Source organism: Streptomyces violaceus (assembly GCF_036014075.1).
GTDB classification, from domain to species: Bacteria; Actinomycetota; Actinomycetes; order Streptomycetales; family Streptomycetaceae; genus Streptomyces; species Streptomyces violaceus.
Genome location: NZ_CP107911.1, coordinates 287,854 through 308,675, shown reverse-complemented (window position 1 = coordinate 308,675; position 20,822 = coordinate 287,854). Strand labels below are relative to the sequence as shown.

Here is a 20,822-nt window from a genome sequence, read left to right as displayed (position 1 = left end):
GGTCTATGAGCTCATAAGGCAACTTTATGGGCACCTCCAATCACTGCTTATGGCAGCGGCTGCTCCGCCCAGATCACCTTCCCGGCAGGCAGATAGCGCGTCCCCCAGCGTTCCGCGAGCTGTGCGACGAGGAACAGGCCCCGGCCGCCCTCGTCCGTCATCGTCGCGTATCGCAGATGCGGCGAGGTGCTGCTGCTGTCGAACACCTCGCAGATCAGGTTGCGGTCGCGCAGTACCCGGACATGGATGGGGCCGCCGCCGTACCGGAGCGCGTTGGTGACCAGCTCGCTCAGGATGAGCTCGGTGGTGAACGACAGCTCGTCCAAGCCCCACTCGGCCAGCTGCCGGGTGACCGCCGCCCGCACCTCGCGCACGGCCGCCGGGTCCGCCGGCACCGGCCACTCGGCGACCTGGTCGGCGGCGAGTGCCCGGGTGCGCGCGACGATCAGGGCGATGTCGTCGCTGGACCGGGCCGTGAGCTGCGAGTCGAGCACGACCCGGCAGGTGTCCTCCGGGGACTGACCGGCCCGGCCCAGTGCCTCGCGCAGCATCTCAAGACCGACGTCGATGTCCCGCTCCCGGTCCTCGACCAGCCCGTCGGTGTAGAGCACGAGCCGGCTGCCCTCCGCCAGCTCCAGCTCAGCCGTCTCGAACGGCAGACCGCCGAGCCCGAGCGGGGGACCGGCGGGCACCTCCGCGAACTCGACACTGCCGTCGGGGTGGATCAGCGCCGGCGGGGGATGCCCGGCCCGCGCGACGGTGCAGCGCCGGGAGACCGGGTCGTACACGGCGTACAGGCAGGTCGCCCCGGTGACCGGGGCGCTGCCGTCCTCCTCGGTCTCGTCCTGGTCGATGCGGCCGACCAACTCGTCCAGCAGGGCGATGAGTTCGTCCGGCGGGAGGTCGAGGGCGGAGAAGTTGTGCACGGCGGTCCGCAGCCGCCCCATCGTGGCCGCGGCGTACAGCCCGTGGCCGACGACGTCCCCGACCACGAGCGCGACCCGGGCCCCCGACAGCGGCAGTACGTCGAACCAGTCGCCGCCCACTCCGGCCTGCGCCGGCAGATAGCGGTAGGCGATCTCCAGCGCCCCCTGCTCGGGCAGGTTCCGGGGGAGCAGGCTTCGCTGGAGCGTCACGGCCATGCTGTGCTCGCGGGTGTAGCGGCGCGCGTTGTCGATCGAGACGGCGGCCCGCGCGACCAGCTCCTCCGCCAGAACCAGCTCGTCCGCGTCGAAGGGCTCCGGCTTCTCGAGGCGCCAGAAGCTGACCACGCCCAGCACCAGGGTGCCGGCCCGCAGCGGCACGGTGATCAGGGAGTGGATGCCGTACTCCACGATCTGCGCGGAGCGCTCGAGGTCCTGTGCCTGCCAGCCGGGGGCTTCGCCCAGCCGGGGTTCCAGGACGCCCCGCCCGGTGTCGAGGCTGTGGCCCTGCGGAGAGGAGTCGACGAACCTGATCCGCTCGCCGACGGGGTAGAGCGGGGCGTCCTTGCGGATCCCGCTCAGCGCCGTACGGCTCAGCGCGGCCGCGGCGTCCGGCTGCCCGCCGCCCAGCACCGCGTCGAACAGGTCCACGGTGACGAAGTCGGCGAACCGGGGCACGGCAAGCTCGGTCAGCTCCTCTGCGGTACGGGTCACGTCCAGGCTCGTCCCGATGCCCACGCCGGCGTCGTACAGCATGTTGAGCCGTTCCCGCGCGGTCTCGGCCCGGCCCGACAGGGCACGCAGCTCCGTGGAGTCGCGCAGCGTGGCGACGCTCCCGGGCGGACCGCCCGCGCTCTCCGTGGTCCGCTGGTTGACGGCCAGGAGCCGGTCCCCGACGAGGTGGACCTCGTCCGTGGCGACGCGCCCGGAGGCCAGCAGATCGGCGGTGCCGGGGTCGAGCCCCAGGCCGAGGATGTGCCGGCCCTCGGCGTCGGCGGGCAGTCCGAGCAGGCGGTGCGCCTCGTCGTTGGCGAGCAGCAGGGTTCCTGAGCCGTCGAGGATGAGCACGCCCTCGCGGACGGCGTGCAGCACGGCGTCGTGATGTTCGTACATCCGGGTCATCTCGTGCGGCCCGAGCCCGTGGGTCTGGCGCAGCAGCCGCCGGCTCACCAGCGCGGCGCCCGCCGTCGCCAGGACGAGGGCCACCGCGGCGGCGGCCAGCACGAGCGGCAGCTGACGGTCGGCGGTGCCGCCGACGTTCTTGGTCGTGATTCCCGCCGACACCAGGCCCACGACCCGGCCGTCCGGGTCCTTCACCGGCACCACGGCCTGCACGAGGTGGCCGATCGTGCCTTCGATCTCCTCGGTCACCGACTCCCCGGCCAGCGCGGGCGCGATCGTCCCGACGAACTGCTTCCCGATGCGGTCCGGCTTGGGGTGGGTGTAGCGGATGCCGTCGGTGTTCATGACGACGACGAAGTCGACCTTCGACTGCTCGCGGGCGGCTTCGGCACGCGGCTGGAGCACCGCCGTGGGATCGGGGCTCTCCAGCGCCTCGACCGTGCCCGGCGCGTTGGCGAAGGTCTCCGCGACGGCGAGCGAACGGTTGCGGGCCTCCTGGGTCGTGTCATGCCGCACCTGCAGCACCAGCGCCACCACCGCGGCCACCACCAGCAGCAGTACGATCACCACGACCAGCAGGAACACCTGTCCGGCGACGCTGCGTCCGCCCACGACCGACCGCAGCCCCGCCACCGGATGCCACCGCGACGGACCCGCCTCCCGCCGCTGCCGTGCGGACGGCGCAGCGCCGGGCCGCAGGGGCGATCGAGTTCCGGATCGACCCAAGAGTCGGACCATGTGCCATGTCTACACTGCCCGGCTCCGGGAGGCGAGGGGCATCACCCAAGGTGACAGGGGGCCCTCACGGTTTCGTCACGTCTCCTGGCGCCATGAACAGGTCCCCGGGCCTCAGGCTCCCGAGCTTCAGGTTCCCAGGGAGCGGGCGAGCTCGCTCGTGGCCCGGGCGATCTCCGAGTCCTCGTCGTCCAGCAGCCGGCCCAGCTCTCCGCGCCGGGCACGCACCGCCTGACGTGCCGCACGCTCCCACACCACCGGGTTCTCCCGATGGTTCAGCAGCTTCGGATAGACGGCGGCGGTGCTCTCCCACTGCCGGGCGTCGGCGATGCTCTTGAGCAGCTGGATGATCTGGGCGCGGCAGGTCACCTGCGGCAGCTTCGCCAGCTCCCACAGGAACGGAACCGTGGCGGCGGTGGCCTGCTCCACCACGAAGCCGAACTGGCAGATCCGTTTCCGCAGGTCGTCGAGTGCGGACCGGGCGGTGTCGGGGTCGCCCCAGGCGATGCCGTTGAGCAAGAGGGGAATGGCCGCCGCCGAACCGGTGGAGTCCTGGATGTCGCCCCACGGCACGCGGTCCAGTGCCGTGAGCGGTGCCCGGGTCACCCCGGCCGGGGCGTCGGGGCGCTGTGGGCGCTCGCTGCTCGGGTGTTCCGTCGAAGCGCTGCGCATGGCGAGGGGCCTTTCCGCGGCAGTCGTGTCAGATGGGTGGGCGGGTCGACAACCTGGCCCAGACCGTCTTGCCCGCCGGAGGCCTGGGGGTCCAGCCCCACTCCTCGGACAGGGCTTCGACGATGCACAGGCCCCGGCCGTGCTCTTCCAGAGCGGAGCCGGCGTCGGGCGCGTACACGGGCGGACGGTCGTCGGGGTCGGAGACGGTGACCAGCAGGTGGGTGGGATCCAGGAGGAATCCGAGCCGGATCTCCGGCGCACCCGGAGCGCCCGCCGCGGCGTGCGTCGCCGCGTTGGCGGTGAGCTCGGTGATGACCAGGGTCGTGTCGTCGCAGCGATGGTCGAGTGACCAGATGCGCAGGATGTCACGGGTGAAGGACCGGGCTTGGGCGAAGCCCTCCCTGTTGCACTCGACGCGCAGGGTGGCCGAGGCGGCCAAGTCATCAGAGAACTGCGGCATGGTCTTCGGCATCGAGGGCGGGGTCCCGTACGGCGTCGCCTCGTACGGCGTCACCGAGTGCGGGCCGGGCAGGGATTCGTTACTCGTGCCGGGTGCGCCTGCGTGTGCCGCAGCCCCACTAGGCGGCCGGAGCACGTGCTGCGCAGGTGATGGCACGGCATCTCCCCGATGCGACGTCAGGACACGGCGCCAGACCAGGGGTTGACGCCGCAGCTATTATCCACGCTGACGGTGCTCGCGTGCAATTGCACGAGAAATTGCGTGAGAATCCAGCCGATGTGGGTACGCAAGCCGGGACGAGTGCGGCCGAACGGACGTGGCCGGCCTCGGCTGGACGGCCGGGCACACCGTGCGCGGCGGGGTACGAGAACAGCAAGGAGACTGCGGTGCCACCAGTGCAGAACGGAGTGCAGGCAAGCACGTTGGACGCCTGCTGGATCAAGAGCCGGCACAGCAACGCCGAGGGCAACTGCGTCGAAGTCGCCCCTCTCGTGGACGGCGGGATCGCGATGCGCAACTCCCGTGATCCCGACGGGCCCGCGCTCGTCTACACGGCGGCGGAGGTGGCGGCGTTCCTGGCCGGGGCCAAGGACGGCGAGTTCGACCACCTGCTCTGAAGGGCGGTGCGGAGCCCGGCGTTGTGAATCCCCCATGGCGAAGTGGAGCCCAACTCTCTACTTCTGTGGGGCTTCTACGGGCCGATGCGGAGACGCCCGGGCGAGTGCGATAGTGTAAGTCGCCCTTGTGCCGGTCTGCTGGGAGTCAGGATGTCCGCCGCGTCGCATCGCATCTCCCGTCTGGAACCCTATCTGGACAGGCCCGAGCCGGCGCCGACTCTGCTGAAGATGCTGGTCGGTGTGCAACTGGCTGGTTTCCGTGAGGACGCCGGACTCGCCCAGGACCAAGCGGCGCGCGCTGTCGGGTTCAGTCCCGCGAAGCTGTCCCGCATCGAGTCGGGCAAGGGCCGCCGCCCGCCGACGGAGAACGATGTCCGCGCGCTGCTCCAGCTGTACGGCACCGACGACTACGAGGTGTCGGTGCTGCTCAAGCTGCTGCGGCGGGCCGGCGAGCCGGGCTGGTGGCAGCGGTACGACAAGCGGCTGATGCCCGAGTGGTTCGACCGGCTGGTCGGACTCCAGGAGGCCGCCGCCACCATCCGTACCTTCGAGATCCAGTACGTGCCGGGCCTGTTGCAGACACCCGCCTACACCAGGGCCGTGGTGGAGCGCGGCCTGCCGAACGCACCGGCCGGTGAGGTGGAGCGGCGTGTCGAACTCCGCAGGCACCGGGCCCGGTTGCTGCTGCGGCAGGAAGCCCCGCAACTGTGGGCGGTCATCGACGAGTCCGTGCTGCTGCGCGTCCTGGGCAGCACCGACGTGATGCGGGAACAGCTCACGCATCTCGTCGAGATGGCGGAGCGACCGAATGTGACGGTGCAGATCGTGCCGCTGAGCGTCACGAACGCCTCGGCGCCGGCCATCCCGGTCACGTATCTGCGCTTCGGCGGCCTCGACCTGCCCGACGTCGTCTACCTGGAGCACATCAAGAGCGCGAACTTCCTCGAGGACCGCGACGAGACGGAGGAGTACCGGATCGCGCTGGACCGGCTCGCGGACGAGGCGCTCAAGCCCCGTGACTCCCTGGAGTTGCTGCATCAGACGATGGAGCAGCGCTACCCGTGACGTGCGGATGCCTCTCGCGGGACGACCGGCGTCACACGAGAGGCACTTGAGCGAGAGGCACTCCCGGGAGAGGTGCTCTCGCTACTTCTCCAGCGGAATCCGACCCACGCCGCCGAACTCGATCCACTCATGGGTCAGCTGACGCGGCGCCACCTCGGTGTCCGGACGCCAGGTGGACACCTCCATGAGGCCCGGCTCGAGGATCTCCAGATCCTCGAAGTACGCCTCGACGTCCTTCGGCTCACGCACACGGCCCCAGTGGCCCTGGGTGGCCTGGTCCATGAAGTTCGTGACGAACTCCCGGACTTCGGCATCCTCGCTGACCAGCTGGCACATCACCAGGAAACTGCCGGGCGCGAGCCGCTCCCGGACTCGGCGGGCCACCGCGAGCGGTCCGTCGGTGTCGCTGTCCGGGATGCAGTGGAACACCGAGTTGAAGAGCACGCACACCGGCTGGGAGAAGTCGATCAGCCGCTTGGTGTCGGGGTGGTCGAAGATCAGGTCGGTCTCGCGCATGTCCGCGTGGATCACGGTGGTGCGCTCGTCCTGCTCCAGCAGCGCCCGGCCGTGGACCAGCACCATCGGGTCGTTGTCCACGTACACCACGTGCGTGGTGGGGTCGATGCGCTGGGCGACCTGGTGCACGTTGTCCTGCGTCGGCAGGCCTGAGCCGTGGTCCAGGTACTGCCGGATGCCGTACTCCTCGGACAGGGTCCGCACCACGCGCTGGAGAAAACGCCTGTTGTTGAGGGCCAGGTGGCGCGTGCTGGGCACGACCTTGTCGAGTTCCTCGCACGCGGCGCGGTCCGCCGCGTAGTTGTCCTTGCCGCCCAGGTAGTGGTCGTACATGCGCGCTGCCGTCGGCACGTTCGCGTTGATCTCGGTGGACAACTGCTTCTCGGAGTGCATCGTTCCCCCTGCGCAAGGTGCCGCGCCAACGGACTGGCTGGACAGGAAGTACATCCTAGGGAGCGGGAGTTGGGCGGTGCCAGCCTCTCGGGGCAGGTGCCCCCGATCGAACGACAAGATGACTGCCTCCGACGGTGGGAGTGCCTGCTATGTCACTGTTTGTGACTGACGAGGTCTACTGCGTGGCGTAGTCGACGCGGACGATGCCGAAACGCTTGTCGTAGCCGAAGGCCCACTCGAAGTTGTCGAGGAGGGACGCGACGGGCCAGGTCCACACCAGGTTGTGCAGGGTGTCGGCGCGGGTCACGGCCGACCGGTCGGCGGGGGAGTCGGTGGCGGGGAGGTTGTGGTCGAGGTTGAGGGTGATGCCCGCCTCGCGTACGTCGGCCGCCCGCCACGCCTGTACGGCCAGGCCGTGCCCAGCAGGGGATGGGCTGGGATTCACCCGGCCGTCCAGCTGGATACGCGCACTTTACCGAAAACCGAAATGGTGATCTGGTAATAGTCAGAATTGGTAGAGGGGCGAGAAAATGTGCGCGGCCGCTATTCTCACCGGGTCGGGCCGATTCTCCAGGAGATGACCATGGACGATTACTACGACCTCGGCGCCTACAGCCGTCCCGTCACCACGTCCTCTTCCGCAGCTCAGCTCTGGTTCGATCGCGGTCTGCTGTGGACGTACGCCTTCCACCACGAGGAAGCCGTCGCCTGCTTCGAAAAGGCCACCGAGGCCGACCCGGAGTGCGCTATGGCGTATTGGGGCATCGCCTACGCGCTCGGTCCGAACTACAACAAGCCCTGGGAATTCTTCGACGACGACGAGTTGGTACGAACCGTCGAACGCACCCACACCGCCGTCGAGCGGGCCCATGACAAGGCCGTCCGGGCCACCCCGGTCGAACAGGCCCTGATCGCCGCGCTGCGCGCCCGTTATCCGCAGTCGGAAGCCGTCGAGGACTGCTCGGTCTGGAACGAGCCCTACGCGGACGCGATGCGCGCGGTGTACGAACTGGCACCCCACGACCCGGACATCGCCACCCTCCACGCCGACGCCCTGATGAACCTCACCCCGTGGCGGCTGTGGGACCTGAGGACCGGGCAGCCGGCCGAGGGCGCCCGGACCGTGGAGGCCAAGGCAGTACTGGACGGCGCCCTCGCCACCGATGCCGGCGTGGGCCATCCAGGGGTGCTGCACCTGTACATCCACCTGATGGAGATGTCCCCGACGCCGGAACAGGCCCTCACCGTCGCCGACCGTCTGCGCGGCATCGTGCCCGACGCCGGGCACCTGCACCACATGCCCTCGCACCTCGACGTCCTGTGCGGCGACTACCGTCGGGTCGTCGCGGCGAACAGCGACGCGATCGCCGTCGACGAGAAGTACCATCGGCGCGCCGGCGCGATGAACTTCTACACCCTCTACCGGGCGCACAACTACCACTTCAAGATCTACGGGGCCATGTTCCTCGGCCAGGCGCGGGTCGCCCTCGACACCGCCGCTCAGCTGGAAGCGGCCATCCCCGAAGACCTCCTCCGCGTGCCGAGCCCTCCGATGGCCGACTGGCTCGAAGGCTTCCTGGCCATGCGCGTCCACGTGCTGATCCGCTTCGGCCGCTGGACCGACATCCTCGCCCTGCCCGCCCCCGCCGACCCCGAGCTCTACTCGGTGACCACCGCCATGCGGCACTACGCCCGCGGCGTCGCCCTCTCGGCCACCGGAGAGGTCGACCGGGCGGAAGCCGAGCGCGAGCTCTTCCGCGAAGCGGTGAGCCGGGTGCCCGAGACGCGGATGCTGTTCAACAACACCTGCCACGACATCCTCGCCATCGCGTCGGCCATGCTCGACGGAGAGCTCGAATACCGCAGGGGCAACCACGACCTCGCCTTCGCCGCCCTGGAGCGCTCCATCGAGCTGGACGACAGCCTCCCCTACGACGAGCCGTGGGGCTGGATGCAACCCACCCGCCACGCCTACGGCGCACTGCTGCTGGAACAGGGCCGTGTGGCGGAGGCAGAGGCCGTCTACCGCGCGGACCTCGGCCTCGACGCCACCCTGCCCCGCGCCCTCCAGCACCCCGGCAACGTCTGGTCCCTGCACGGCTTCCACGAATGCCTGCTCCGGACGGGCAAGACCGGCGAGGCGGCCCTCGTCGCCCAGCAGTTGAAGATGGCGGCCGCACTGGCCGATGTCCCCGTCGAGGCGTCCTGCTTCTGCCGCCTGGAAACCGGGCCCGGCCCCCGGCCGGACGACGGATGCTGCCACTGACCCGCCGGAGGCTCGCTGACGATGTGGAACCGGAGCTTGCTGCCCGCTGCGGCACCTGTGCCGATGGGGCGCAGGAACGAGGCGTCGGCTTCATGCGGGAACCGTAGTGACCGCGACCTGGCAGACCCATGGAACGAGCCTGCCTCCTTCTGCCGGGCCGACAAGGCCCCGGAGCCCTGGGTCTGGCCGGCGCATCAGGCAAGCCGCAGGTCGATCCAGGGTACGGTGTCGCCCTCTCGCAGCAGATAGCGTTCGATTTCGACGAATCCGTGATGCTCGGCGAAGCGCAGTCCGTCCGGGTTGGAAGCCAGCACCACGGTCTCGATCACCTGGGCGTTCAGCGCACGGGCCTGGTCCAGGGCGCGCTCGTAGAGTCGGGTGCCGAGGCCGCGGCGGCGGTGCTCGGGCAGGACGCGGGCGATGACCGTGGCGGTGGTGCCATTGTCGCCGGTGGGCGGGCGCACGGTGGTGCAGCCGACCAGGACATCGCCGAGGTAGGCGACTTCCATGCGGTTGCGGCCGGTGCGGGCACGGATGTCGTCGAGGGACAGTACGTCACCGGGGATGATCAGGTTGTGGACGTACTGCCAATCGTGGATCGAGGCGTCGTCGTCCACTGCTTGGATGCGAAGGTCGGCCATCGGCCCAGCAAACCGGTGCGTGTCGCGGCGCGTCAACCGCGATTGCCGCGGGGGGGAAGTGCAGTTCAGGACCGCGGGCGGGGGCCGGGTCGGGCCTGCTTCAGTACGACGGCCGCGATGGCCGCCCCGGCCATGAACGCGCCGATCGCGGTGGCGGGCCGCGCCACCGTCACCGGCCAGCGCGAAGGAAAGGAAGAGCACGCTGCCGGTCGCCAGCGCGCAGAACACCTTCCCCATCGTCAGAAAGCTGACGGCGTCGACCGCACCGGCCGGCATGGTGAGGACGGTCATGATGGCCACCCGCCGGGCATCGGTCGCGAGGGCTGGAGACGCGTCGGACATTCGGCCAGTGTGAGCGACAGCATGCTGTGATCCGGGCGGGCGGCCCCGCAGACCCCACGCACGCCCTCCTCGACCAGTGGAGGCAGCCGTTGGTGAGGAACTCGTCGATGTTAGGTTCCCTCAGGGAACCTGACTCCGAGCGTCGAGGGAGCCTGCCATGTCAGGACCCACCGCCCCGTACATCGCACTCGACTCCGCCGGACCCGCGGCCGTCGACGGCCGCCACATCCGGGCCCTGACCTTCCAGTCCGTACGGATGGAGTACCTGCGCCGCGTGCTCGGGCAACTGAGCCTCGCGGCGACCGGCAGCCGGGCGCTCGTCGTCGGCAGCGGGCGCGGCCTTCTGGCCCGCGGCCTCGCCCGGCTCGGATTCGAGGTCGTAGCCGCAGATCCGTCCCCCGCCGCGACGGCCCTGGCCCTGGACGCGGACGACGGGCTGGGCGTCATGTACCTGACGACGCCCGCGGAGGGACTCGACGTCCCGGACGACTCCTTCGACCTCGTGTACTGCGCTGACACCCTCGAGATCACCGAACGGCCGGACGCCGTCCTCGAGGAGGCTGCGCGCGTGCTGCGCCCCGGCGCGGCCTTCGTCTACGACACGGTGAACCGCACTCCCGTGTCCCGCCTCATCTACCTCGGTGCCTTCCAAGGCTTCCCGGGGACACGGATCATGCCCCGGGGCCGATATGCCGCGCACCGGCTGCGCCGCCCGGTGGAGCTTGCCGAGTCCCTGGACCGGGCGGGGCTGTCCGCGAAGGATGTCTCGGCGTTCAAGCCGCGCGACGTACGCGGCCTGGTGCGCGCGACGCGCGGGCGCAGGCGTGGCACGCTGACCGACGATCAGCTGCCGGAGCTCGTCGACATGGTGCTGGAGCCGGAGAGCAGCCCGGTGGTGACGTATCTGGGGTACGCGGTTCGCCGTGAGCCCGTCACACGATCTTGTTGAGGCGACCGGGTCACGTTCCTCACCAACTGCCCGGAACGCGGGGCGCAGTCGCTGCTCTACGTCGGGGCGGTTGCCCGATGAGTTGCGGCTGGACGCCAGACCAGCGCCCCTGGGTTCCTGGCTCCACTGGCCGTCACGTTTGACCGTACCTTCCCGAGGTCACTCGGGAGGTGACCCCGAAGTCGGACACGACTTGGAGTGAGCGAATCGTGGCTGGAGAGCAGAAGTCCAAGGCGAAGGCCGAGCAGGCCAAGGGAAAGGCCAAGGAGACGATCGGCCGTGCGGTGGGTAACGAGCGGCTGACGGCCGAGGGCCGGGCGGAGCAGTCCAAGGGAGACGCCCGGCAGGCCAAGGAGAAGACCAAGGACGTCTTCAAGCACTGAGCGCGTGGGGGCCCTGCCGCGGCGGGGCCCCTGTCACGTGCCCGTCGGGAGCCCCGCGGTGCTCGCGTCACCGCGGCGGACCCGGCAGACGATCACGGCCGTGAGCCGCTCATAGGGAATCGGCCCGGCATGCCGTGAATCCCAGCTGGTCGCGCGGTGATCGCCCAGAACGTAGACGTGCCCGGCGGGCACCTTGCCCGTCCCCCTGTCCGGCACCGGAACCGCTTCGCCCGGAAGGGCCGCGACCCGCTTGATCATGCACGTAGGGGACGCGGACTGGGCGGTGCGCGGGCCGGGCGCCGGCTTGAGCCTGATCGCTACCACCGTTCCGCGTCGTACCACCCGCATCAGGGACATGAGGTGCACCAGGCGCACCGGCAGCCTGGCCGCCAGCAGCCGGTCCCCGTCCGCGAAGGCCGGCCGCATACTGCCCCCGCTGACATCGAGCAGTACGCAGCTCCTGCGCAGGACGAGAACGAGCACCCCGACCGTCAGGACCAGTGCGCTCGGACCCGCCCAGCTCATCGGCATCACGGGCACGCCCCCTCCGCCTCGGTCGGCTCGTCCCGATAGCCGCTGGACTGAAGAGTGAACAACCGGTGGTAGGTGCCGCCGCGGGCGAGCAGCCGCCGGTGGTCGCCGAGTTCGCGGACCTGCCCGTCCTCCAGGAGGGCGATGACGTCGGCGTCCTTGACCGCGCCCAGCCGGTGGGAGATCAGCACGCTGGTCCGCCCGGCACGGCGTTCGCGCAGCCGGGCGTGGATCTCGTACTCGGCCGCCGGGTCGAGGCCCGAACTGGGCTCGTCCAGGATCAGCAGATCCGCGTCCGTACGCAGGAACGACCGGGCCAGGCCCATCCGTTGCCACTGTCCGCCGGACAACTGGACCCCGCTCCCGCTACCGTCGCCCTCACCGGAGCGGAAGGTCCGGCTCAGCATGGTCGCGTAGCCGACCGGCAGCCGGGCGAGATCCTCGTGCATCCCGGCCAGCCGCGCCGCCTCCTCGCAGCGCCGGGGTGCCTCGAGCGCGGTCAGCTCGCTGATGGCGATGTTCTCCCGGGCGGTGAGGTCGTAGCGCATCGGGTCCTGGAACGTGGCGGCGATGCGTGCGCGCAGCTCGGCCGCCGGGATGTCGCGCAGGTCGGTGCCGTCCCACAGGATGCGTCCGCGTGTGGGGTCGTAGAACCGGCACAGGAGCTTGACCAGCGTGGACTTTCCGGAGCCGTTGACGCCCGCGAGGGCGAGTGCCGTGCCGCGTTCGATGCGCAGGTTCACGCCCCGCAGTACCCAGGGCAGTTCGTCCTCGTAGCGGAACCAGACGTCCTGGATCTCGATCGCCTCGCGCAGGGGGCCCGCCGGGCGGGGCCGGTGCGGAGCGGGGAGGTCGGGGCCGAGCCGGACGATGGTGACGTAGTGGTCGAACATCACCAGCGAGTGGTGTGCCTGGCCCAGTTCACCGGCCAGTCCGCCGATGCCGCTCTGCACGGCGGGGATCGCGGCCAGCAGCATGGACACGTCGCCGACGGTCATCGCCCCGCGCGAGGCGGCCCCGACCGCCCACAGCAGACCGGCTCCGGCGAGGACGGCGGCGGCGGTCTGGAGCGCCGACTGGATGCGCAGTTCACTGCGGTCCAGCCGTTCCCGCAGGGCGTCGGCGGCACGGCGTTCGCTCATCATCCGGCCCCGCAGGAAACCCCCGGCACCGTAGAGCCGGATCTCCTTGGCGGCTTCGACGCTGGTGAGCAGGGTCGCGTAGAAGATCTCCCGGCGTTCGGAAGGGCTGATGTCCCAGAACGTGCGGGCGCGCCTGCGGCTGAGCGTGATCTCCGCCCACAGCACCGGAATGCCGGAGAGGGACACCACGGCGGCCAGGAACGGGTCGAGGACCGCGAGGGAACCGACGAACCCGGCCAGCAGCACCGCGCTGCGGGTGAGACCGGCCGCCCCCTCGACCACCTGGGAGGGGGCGAGTCCTCCCGCCTGCTGGGCCAGCCTCAACTGGTCCAGGAACTCGGGGTGTTCGAACCTGCGCAGCCCGGTGAAGGTGTCGACCGCCGCGTGCAGGTCCTCGTGAGCGCGCAGGCTGGTCGCGCGCATCATCCGGGCGCGCAGATAGCCGGTGAGCTGAGGGGCTACGGCGGCCACCGTGCTGATGGCGGCCAGGGTGGCCGCGGGGGCGGCGATGCCGGCGGTGGACGTTCCCGGCGTTCCCGGCGTTCCCGAGGTGAGCATGTCGAGGATGTCCTTGACCAGCCAGGTGGCCACGACGGGAGCGGCGGCCGACACCAGGGTCACGGCGAGATGGCTCGCCAGCACCCACGGGGACGAGCGGAACGCCAGCCGGAGCGCCAGGCACAGGGCACGGCCCAGGTCCCGGGCGCCGGGAGTGGCGGGAGCACTGCCAGGGCGGGCGGAGGTACGGGGGGCGCCGGCGGGTGTGCCGCTCATGCCGACCCGACCGGCGAGGCGGTGAGCGCCGCGTTGCCCACGGCCAGTACGGTGGGCGCCGTTCCGCCCGCGGCCGAGACGGCGAACTGGCAGGGAAAGGCAGTGACGCCGAAGGCCGCGGTGCAGGGGCCGTCGGGTTCCTCGACCAGCACCCTTGCGACGGGGGCGAGTCGGCGGGCCATGGTCTCGGCCTCCGCCGTCTCGTCCGGCGTGGCACCGGGCGACACGACGACGGCGATCACCTGGCGGCGGCCGCCCATCGTCCCGGCCTCCTCGACGAAGGCGGGCAGCTTGTTCCGGCAAGGAACGCAGCCGGTGGTGAAGAACGCCACCAGGGCCCCGTCGGCGAGGTCCCTCTCGGTGAGCGGGGCGCCCTCCACGCAGCGCGTGGCGAAGGAACCCACGGTCGCCCCCACGGGGATGCCGCCCGTGTCGGCCCCCATGGTGCCGTTGGGCCGGTCGCGGAGTCTGCGGAGGACGGCGAGGGTCAGCAACAGATCCCAGGTGCACAGGGCGGCGACAGCCACGAGGGCGACGGCCAGGTAGACCATGGCAGGCCTCTCCGGATAGGCGGATCATAAGACGATCTGGTGACTCGATCACTTGATGGCTTAGAGACTTGGTGACTTGGCGAATCACGGTGGATCAGAGGGCTTCGTGCGGACGGGGGGCGGGGACGGGGCCCTGACGCGCGGGACGCAACAGCGCGACCACTTCGTCCCCGGTCGCCACGACCACGGCACACACGGCACCGATCAGCCAGGCCGCGAACCAGCCCTGCCAGGACAGGGATCCGGCGCCCGGTACCCCTGGTACGGCCAACGCGAGGGCGGCGAACAGCAGGGCGTTGCGGACGAGTTGGGTCGGTCCCGTAGCGTGATCGCCGGAGGCTCCGAAGCAGCGGCAAGCGACCGCGGTGCCGTCTCTGAGGGCGCGGGCGATGGCGTACGTGAAGCCGGTCAGCAGGACCGCCGCCACCCACAGCCCCGCGCTGCCCCACCCCGGCACGAGGAGCAACAGCACGGTCGCGCCCTCCAGGGCGATGATCCCGGCCGCCACCCAGGTCGCCCAGGGGCGGGACACGCGCCCCAGTGCCACGACCGCGTCCGTGAACCCCGCGAACGACGCCCGGCCGCGTGCCTTGCTCACACAGGCGATCGCGAAGACCAGCGCCAGCATGGCCTGGCATGTCACCGAAAGGAAGGTCACGGATGCTCCTCGCGAGGGAAAACCGGAGATCAGGGGTCGGAGATGGGCGATCGGCGGCCGGGCCCCGCCCCCCCTCAGAGGCCCGGCCGCCTGGAACAGGACCGGCCTTACGACGTGCAGCCGCACCGCACGAACTCGCGGCGGTTCAGATCGCACGACCAGACGCGCTGCGTGTACTGGTTGTGTGAAGAACAGGGCTGGTTGCGGATGCAGCGGTACCACCACTCGCACGCCCCGGCGGTCTCCCGCGGCAGCAGGCGGTTCAGCATCCGGTCGGCGAGAGTGCGAATCGACTTCATCGGGCTATGTCCTTTCGTCCTGGTCGGCCTCGGACGGGCTCGACCGGCAGGGCACCCAGCCTGTGCGGACGGGCATTCCGCGCACCAGGGACTTCGGCTGTCCCGGACGCGGCGGCGCTGTCCGGGCTGGTCGCGGCGTTGTCCGGATCCCGTCCGGCACCGCCGATGTGGTGTCCGGAACACGAAAGCGACGGGACGGGGATTGGCAGAATTCCGGATTGTCCATGGCCAGGGGCACGACGAGGATGGCCGGACATGGGGAGACAGCGTCCGTTGCCACACGAGGCGCGCAGCGCCGCGGAGTTCGTGGCCTGCCTGCGATGGCTCAAGGAACAGTCCGGTCTGACCTACCGGCAGTTGGAAGCGAACGCGGAACGGCGCGGTGACGTGCTCGCGCGAAGCACCGCGGCCGACGCGCTGCGCCGGGACTCGCTGCCGCGTGCCGAGGTGGTCGTCGCGTTCGTCCGCGCGTGCGGTGGAAACGAGGATGCCGCCGTCTGGCTGGAGGCCAGGGACCGGCTGGCCACCGCCGAGCCGTCGGAAGCGGACGGCGGGGCTGCGCCCGTGGACGGCGGGTCGGCGCTTGGGCATGACGGACGGACGCCCGTGGACGGCGGGTCGGCGCTTGGGCATGACGGACGGACGCCCGTGGACGGCGGGTCGGCGCTTGGGCATGACGGACGGACGCCCGTGGACGGCGGGTCGGCGCTTGGGCATGACGGACGGACGCCCGTGGACGGCGGGTCGGCGCTTGGGCATGACGGACGGACGCCCGTGGACGGCGGGTCGGCGCTTGGGCATGACGGACGGACGCCCGTGGACGGCGGGTCGGCGCTTGGGCATGACGGACGGACGCCCGTGGACGGCGGGTCGACGCCCGCGCATGACGGACAGACACCCGTGGACGGCGGGTCGACGCCCGCGCATGACGGACAGACACCCATGGACGACAGCTCGACGCACCCGACTGATGGGGCGGCGCACGCGGACGATCACCCGGCACACGCCGTCGACGCACCGACGCCCGGTCCGACGCCCGCCTCGACCCCGGAACGCCCCGCCGGACCCCCGGCCGTGCGCCCGGTCGCCGGCCGGGTTGCAGGCCGGGTCACGAACCGACGAGCCCTGGCCGCCTCCGCCGTCGCCGCGCTCCTGCTCGCCGCCGTCGGAGCCTGGGCGCTGCTGCCCGGCGAGACGAGCGACCGGGGCACGGGAGCGCGCGCGGCCGGTGCCGGACCGCGCCTGGACCCCTCCTCGCTCCCCTCCTCGACCACCGACGTCGAAGGCCCGGATCCGGGACCATCCCGGATCCGGCCGGCCCTGGCGCCCAAGCTGTGCGTCACCGAAGGCCACGACCGCAAGGGGCGCTACCGGAGCCAGGTCGCCGTGCAGCGCCCCTGTGCCGACGCCACACCGCCTGACCTGTCACTGGTGTCGGTCGGCAACACAGGCTCGTACTACATCCAATGGCGCCACCCGGTGTACGGCGACGGCTGTCTCACCGCGCTGGGCAGCGGCCATGTCGTCGAGGGACTGCTCGAACCCTGGCCCTGGGAGAGCTGCTCGGCGGACCGCACCAGCCAGCACTTCTTCTTCGACCCCGTCGGCGGCTCCGGGGCCGACGCCTATCGGATCCACGTGGTGCAGAACGGTATGTGCCTCGGCATCAACGGCGCCGACGACCGGGCGGCGGGCGCCGAGATCGCCCAGCAGCGCTGCACGGGGGCACGGGACCAGGAGTTCCTGGTGGACGCCGTCGAAATGACCTCAGCCGTCAAGCCGTGACCGCGGGTGTCCCCTCGGGTGTCTCCTCAAGAGGGAAGTGGCATGCCGCACCGTGGAGGGGCGCACCGGGCGGAGGTTCGGGTACGGCTTCGGCGCACAGGTCCCGCGCCCGAGGGCACCGGGTCCGGAACCGGCAACCGGACGGTGGGTCGGCAGGAGAGGGGATCTCGCCGGTGAGCACGATGCGTTGCCGCCGGCGGCCACCGCCGGCCACGGGGGAGGGGGCCGCCGACAGGAGCGCCTCCGTGTAGGGGTGGCGCGGCCGCTCGTAGACCTCCTCCGTCGGGCCCGTCTCCGCGATCCTGCCGAGGTACATCACGGCGACCCGGTCGGCGAGGTGCCGCACCACGGACAGGTCGTGCGAGATGAACACGTACGACAGCCCCAGCTCGTCCCGCAGGTCGCACAGGAGGTTGAGCACCTGCGCCTGTACAGACAGGTCCAGCGCGGAGACGGGTTCGTCGCAGACGATCACTTCGGGCTCCAGCGCCAGGGCCCGGGCGATGCCGATCCGCTGCCGCTGACCGCCGGAGAACTCGTGCGGATGGCGGGCCGCGTCCGACGCGCGCAGGCCGACCATCTCCAGCAGTTCGGCGACGCGCGCCGTCCGCCGCGAAGGAGGGACGAGGCCGCGATGGGCCAGCCAGGGCTCCCCGATGAGATCCGCCGCACTGAGGCGGGGGTTGAGCGAACCGAACGGGTCCTGGAAGACCATCTGCACCTTCCGCCGCCAGGCGAGCAGCTCCGCACCCGACAAAGCGAACGGGTCGACGCCCTCGTACCGCACGGTGCCCGCGTCGGGCCGCTCCAGCCGCAGGAGGACCCTGGCCAGCGTGGACTTGCCGCAGCCGGACTCGCCGACGAGACCGAGGGTCTCCCCGCGCCCGAGGGTCAGGTCCACCCCGTCCAGCGCCCGCAGCCGGGTGCCGCCGCGCACGGTCCGCCGGACCGTGAAGCTCTTTGCCAGACCGGTGGCCTCCAGCAGGGTCCCGCGTTCAGGCATCGGCCAGTTCCTTCCCGAAGTGGCAGGCGGCGGTCCGGCCGGCTCCGGTGCCGGTCAGCGCCGGACGGTGGGTCACGCACCGCTCCCGGGCCATGGGACAGCGCGTACGGAAGGCACAGCCGGCCGGCACCGCCGCCGGGTCCGGCGGGCTCCCGGGAATCGACGTCAGGCGGGAGCCCCGGTGCTGCTCGGCCGGTACCGACTCCAAGAGGCCCCGGGTGTACGGGTGATGGGGCCGGTCGAACACCTCGGCCACCGGCCCGGTCTCCACCACTGTCCCCGCGTACATGACGGCGACCCGGTCCGCGTGCTCGGCGGCGAGCCCGAGGTCGTGTGTGATGAGGACGAGCGCCGTCCGCTGTTCGCCGCGCAACTCGCCGAGAAGGTCCATGATCTGCGCCTGCACGGTGACGTCCAGGGCCGTCGTGGGCTCGTCGGCGATCAGGACCTTCGGCCGCAGGGCGACCGCCGTCGCGATGAGCAGGCGCTGCCGCATGCCTCCGGAGAACTGGTGCGGATAGGCGTCCGCCCGGGAGCGGGCCTCCGGAATGCCCACGCGTTCCATCAGCTCCACTGCCCTGGCCCGCGCCGCGCGCCGGGACATGCCCTCGTGGATGCGGAACGGCTCGGCGAGCTGTGCTCCGACCGTGTGGACTGGATTGAGCGCGCTGAGCGCGTCCTGGAAGACCATGGCCAGACCCGGGCCGGCCAGCCGGCGCCTGGCCCGTGCTCCGAGCCCGAGCAGGTTCTCGCCGTCGAGCCGGACCTGCCCGCCCACCACTTCGGCGACCGGGTCGAGCAGACCGGCGACGGCGTGTGCGGTCATGCTCTTGCCACAGCCCGACTCGCCCAGCAGCGCCAGCGTCTCGCCCGACCGCACGGCGAAGCTCACGCCGCGGACGACATGGACGGGCCCGGCCGGAGTATGCACGTCGACGGACAGGTCGTCCACGACGAGGACGCCGGCCGGAGACAGGCCCTCGGCGCCGGTGGAGCGGTCGTTGTCCACCGGGGCGGTGCCCGTGGACGGGTCGGCGGGCAGCGCACCGCTCGCGCTCTCCGTGCGGCCGCCGGCGGCGGCCGCGCTCCCCGTCACCGAACCCTCGCGGCCCCCGCCCGCCGCACGCGGTCCCCGGGAACGCCGCCCGAGCCCCTGCCGCCACCGCTGCCCCGGATCCGTCGTCAGCCGGGCCCAGGAGGCGAGAACGGTCGCCGACACGGTCGTGACGACGATCGCGAGTCCCGGGAAGAGCGCGATCCACCACGCGCTCTGCAGCTCCTGCCGCCCCTGGGCGACCATCAGCCCCCAGCTCACGTCCGGCGGTTGAATGCCGATGCCCAGAAAGCTCAGCGAGGACTCGGCCAGCATCACGAAGCAGAAGTCGAGCGCGGCGACGGTGAGCAGCGTGGGCAGCACGCCCGGCGCGACATGGCGCCGGATGGCCGCCCAGCTGCCCGTGCCGAACGTCCGGGCCGCGTCCATGAACAGCCGGCTGCGCAGCTCCGCGGCCTCGGCCCGGGCGGTGCGCAGATACACGGGGATGCGGGCGACGGCCAGCACCAGCACGATGCTCGCGGCACTCGGCGAGAACACGTACAGCACGACCACGGCCAGCAGCAGCGACGGGAAGCTGAGGATCACGTCGGCCACCCGCAGCGACACGCTCTCGCGCCAGCCGCCGTGATAGCCGGCCCACATGCCCCACACCGAGCCGATGACCAGCGAGCACAGCACGGCGGGCACCGCCACGGCCAGGGTCGTCCCGGCCGCGGCCAGCAGCCGCGCGGCGACGGGCCGGCCCAGGGAGTCGCTGCCGAGGACGAAGGCCCAGCCGTGGTCGAGACTGAAGGGAGGCCGGCCCGGGTCACGCAGGTTCTGACGGGTCGCCAGGTCCCCGGCCAGGAGCGGCCCCAGTACGGCACTCAGCGCGACCAGGAGCAGGAGCAGGGCCGCGGCGCAGGCGAACCGGTCCCGGAGGAGCAGGGCGAACCATCGCCGCCGTACGGTCGTTCCGTCTGTCTGGGGTGTGGCTTTCTGAAGCATGTCCCGTCCTTGGCTCATGCCGCCGCCCGCTGCCGTACCCGCGGGTCGAGAAGCGCGTGGCAGAGGTCGACCAGGATGTTGAGGGCGAAGATCGCCAGGGCGGTCAGCAGGACCGCCGCCTGAAGCACCGCGAAGTCGCGCTGCAGCACCGAGTCGATCATGAGCTTGCCGATACCGGGCCAGCCGAAGATCGTCTCGACGACGACCGCCCCGTTGACCAGCCCCACGGCCAGATCGCCCGCGACGGTCAGGGCCGGTGCGGCGGCGTTGCGCAGGGCGTGCCCGAAGACCACCCGGAGTTCGGAGGCCCCCTTGCCGCGCGCCACCTTCACATACGGGGCGGACAGCGCCGAGACCATGGCGCCTCGCACCACCTGGACCAGCACGCCGAACGGACGGATGAGCAGCGTGGCCACGGGCAGCACCCACGCCGCCGCGCCGCTCGTGCCGGAGGTGGGCAGCCAGCCCAGGGTGACCGCGAAGACCAGCACGCCCATGATGGCGATCCAGAAGTCGGGGACGCTGGCGGCCGTGGAGGACAGGAAGCTCGCGATCCGGTCGGTCGCCGAGTTCGGCCGGTAGGCCGCCAGGCTGCCGATGACCACGGCGCCCACGATGGCCAGCAGCATCGTCCAGCCGGCCAGTTGGAGCGTCGCGGGGAAGGCCCGCAGGACGGCCTCGCCCGCCGGCTGGGCGGTGCGCAGCGACTCGCCGAAGTCGAGGTGGGCGACCTGGGCGAGATAGTCGCCGAACTGGCTGATCAGCGGGTCGTCCAGGCCGTTACGGGCGGCGAACTCGGCCCGCATCTCGGGCGTCGCGCTCAGCGGCAGATACAGGTTGGCGGGGTCCCCGGTGAGGCGGGCCAGGAAGAAGACTCCCAGGACCACCACGAGCAGCGGGATGACACTGGAGACCGCGCGGCGGCGCAGCAAGGTCAGCACGTGATGTCCT

General features: G+C 71.3%; 19 protein-coding genes and 2 pseudogenes. 6 read left to right on the top strand and 15 right to left on the bottom strand.

Features of this window, described 5'->3' with window-relative positions; genetic code table 11:
* Positions 1 to 47: 47 nt before the first annotated feature.
* The 3 genes from OG542_RS01410 to OG542_RS01400 form a co-directional block, all read right to left on the bottom strand.
* Positions 48 to 2,783 (bottom strand): SpoIIE family protein phosphatase, encoded by a 2,736-nt coding sequence (locus OG542_RS01410; RefSeq protein ID WP_328407452.1) that lies wholly within the window; start codon positions 2,781 to 2,783, stop codon positions 48 to 50.
* A 126-nt stretch (positions 2,784 to 2,909) separates the two neighbouring features.
* Complete coding sequence (locus OG542_RS01405) at positions 2,910 to 3,452, bottom strand: hypothetical protein (RefSeq protein WP_328407450.1); 543 nt, start codon at positions 3,450 to 3,452, stop codon at positions 2,910 to 2,912.
* 28 nt (positions 3,453 to 3,480) lie between these two features.
* Complete coding sequence (locus OG542_RS01400) at positions 3,481 to 3,924, bottom strand: ATP-binding protein (RefSeq protein ID WP_328407448.1); 444 nt, start codon at positions 3,922 to 3,924, stop codon at positions 3,481 to 3,483.
* Positions 3,925 to 4,298: 374 nt separating this feature from the next.
* Between OG542_RS01400 and OG542_RS01395 the strand changes: the two genes are divergently transcribed.
* Both OG542_RS01395 and OG542_RS01390 read left to right on the top strand, forming a co-directional pair.
* Positions 4,299 to 4,529, top strand: a complete 231-nt coding sequence (locus tag OG542_RS01395; RefSeq protein WP_184586619.1) for a DUF397 domain-containing protein — start codon at positions 4,299 to 4,301, stop codon at positions 4,527 to 4,529.
* 150 nt (positions 4,530 to 4,679) lie between these two features.
* A complete protein-coding gene (locus tag OG542_RS01390) occupies positions 4,680 to 5,594 on the top strand; it encodes a helix-turn-helix domain-containing protein (protein WP_328407446.1) in 915 nt (304 codons plus the stop codon).
* Between the two features lie 81 nt (positions 5,595 to 5,675).
* On the opposite strand, the gene OG542_RS01385 is transcribed toward OG542_RS01390, so the two are convergent.
* Positions 5,676 to 6,503, bottom strand: a complete 828-nt coding sequence (locus OG542_RS01385) for an SAM-dependent methyltransferase (RefSeq protein ID WP_328407444.1) — start codon at positions 6,501 to 6,503, stop codon at positions 5,676 to 5,678.
* A gap of 178 nt (positions 6,504 to 6,681) precedes the next feature.
* Positions 6,682 to 6,924, bottom strand: a pseudogene (locus OG542_RS01380) (family 1 glycosylhydrolase); the annotation flags it as partial.
* Positions 6,925 to 7,086: 162 nt separating this feature from the next.
* On the opposite strand from OG542_RS01380, the gene OG542_RS01375 reads away from it, so the two are divergent.
* Entirely contained in the window at positions 7,087 to 8,769 is a 1,683-nt protein-coding gene (locus OG542_RS01375) for a hypothetical protein (protein WP_328417707.1), read from the top strand.
* 194 nt (positions 8,770 to 8,963) lie between these two features.
* On the opposite strand, the gene OG542_RS01370 is transcribed toward OG542_RS01375, so the two are convergent.
* Complete coding sequence (locus OG542_RS01370) at positions 8,964 to 9,410, bottom strand: GNAT family N-acetyltransferase (RefSeq protein ID WP_328417705.1); 447 nt, start codon at positions 9,408 to 9,410, stop codon at positions 8,964 to 8,966.
* A gap of 177 nt (positions 9,411 to 9,587) precedes the next feature.
* A pseudogene (locus OG542_RS01365) lies at positions 9,588 to 9,701 on the bottom strand (DUF1275 family protein); the annotation flags it as partial.
* 208 nt (positions 9,702 to 9,909) lie between these two features.
* Between OG542_RS01365 and OG542_RS01360 the strand changes: the two are divergent.
* Positions 9,910 to 10,701, top strand: a complete 792-nt coding sequence (locus tag OG542_RS01360; protein WP_328407441.1) for a class I SAM-dependent methyltransferase — start codon at positions 9,910 to 9,912, stop codon at positions 10,699 to 10,701.
* 209 nt (positions 10,702 to 10,910) lie between these two features.
* Complete coding sequence (locus tag OG542_RS01355) at positions 10,911 to 11,084, top strand: CsbD family protein (protein WP_184586600.1); 174 nt, start codon at positions 10,911 to 10,913, stop codon at positions 11,082 to 11,084.
* Positions 11,085 to 11,117: 33 nt separating this feature from the next.
* Here the strand turns inward: OG542_RS01355 and OG542_RS01350 are convergent, their stop codons facing one another.
* The 5 genes from OG542_RS01350 to OG542_RS01330 all read right to left on the bottom strand — a co-directional run bounded on the left by OG542_RS01350 (position 11,118) and on the right by OG542_RS01330 (position 15,039).
* On the bottom strand, positions 11,118 to 11,615 hold the full coding sequence (locus tag OG542_RS01350; RefSeq protein WP_328417703.1) for a S26 family signal peptidase: 498 nt from the start codon (positions 11,613 to 11,615) through the stop codon (positions 11,118 to 11,120).
* On the bottom strand, positions 11,615 to 13,531 hold the full coding sequence (locus OG542_RS01345; protein WP_328407439.1) for an ABC transporter ATP-binding protein: 1,917 nt from the start codon (positions 13,529 to 13,531) through the stop codon (positions 11,615 to 11,617). Before OG542_RS01345 ends, OG542_RS01350 begins: the two co-directional genes overlap by 1 nt.
* On the bottom strand, positions 13,528 to 14,082 hold the full coding sequence (locus OG542_RS01340; RefSeq protein WP_328407437.1) for a TlpA family protein disulfide reductase: 555 nt from the start codon (positions 14,080 to 14,082) through the stop codon (positions 13,528 to 13,530). The genes OG542_RS01345 and OG542_RS01340 overlap by 4 nt, the downstream gene beginning before the upstream one ends.
* A 94-nt stretch (positions 14,083 to 14,176) precedes the next feature.
* Positions 14,177 to 14,740 (bottom strand): MauE/DoxX family redox-associated membrane protein, encoded by a 564-nt coding sequence (locus OG542_RS01335; protein ID WP_328407435.1) that lies wholly within the window; start codon positions 14,738 to 14,740, stop codon positions 14,177 to 14,179.
* A 107-nt stretch (positions 14,741 to 14,847) separates the two neighbouring features.
* Positions 14,848 to 15,039, bottom strand: coding sequence for a hypothetical protein (locus OG542_RS01330; RefSeq protein ID WP_311129650.1), 192 nt, complete (start codon positions 15,037 to 15,039; stop codon positions 14,848 to 14,850).
* A 255-nt stretch (positions 15,040 to 15,294) separates the two neighbouring features.
* Here OG542_RS01330 and OG542_RS01325 point away from each other — a divergent pair, with 255 nt between their 5' ends.
* Positions 15,295 to 16,824, top strand: coding sequence for a hypothetical protein (locus OG542_RS01325; RefSeq protein WP_328407432.1), 1,530 nt, complete (start codon positions 15,295 to 15,297; stop codon positions 16,822 to 16,824).
* Here OG542_RS01325 and OG542_RS01320 read toward each other — a convergent pair.
* From OG542_RS01320 to OG542_RS01310, 3 genes are read right to left on the bottom strand one after another with little or no spacing between them, the layout of a single operon-like run.
* Entirely contained in the window at positions 16,814 to 17,827 is a 1,014-nt protein-coding gene (locus tag OG542_RS01320) for an ABC transporter ATP-binding protein (protein ID WP_311129652.1), read from the bottom strand. The genes OG542_RS01325 and OG542_RS01320 overlap by 11 nt on opposite strands.
* Positions 17,820 to 19,871: a dipeptide/oligopeptide/nickel ABC transporter permease/ATP-binding protein gene (locus OG542_RS01315; protein ID WP_328407430.1), complete on the bottom strand. Its 2,052-nt coding sequence runs from the start codon at positions 19,869 to 19,871 to the stop codon at positions 17,820 to 17,822. The genes OG542_RS01320 and OG542_RS01315 overlap by 8 nt, the downstream gene beginning before the upstream one ends.
* Positions 19,872 to 19,885: 14 nt before the next feature.
* On the bottom strand, positions 19,886 to 20,812 hold the full coding sequence (locus OG542_RS01310; RefSeq protein WP_261679237.1) for an ABC transporter permease: 927 nt from the start codon (positions 20,810 to 20,812) through the stop codon (positions 19,886 to 19,888).
* Positions 20,813 to 20,822: the final 10 nt, after the last annotated feature.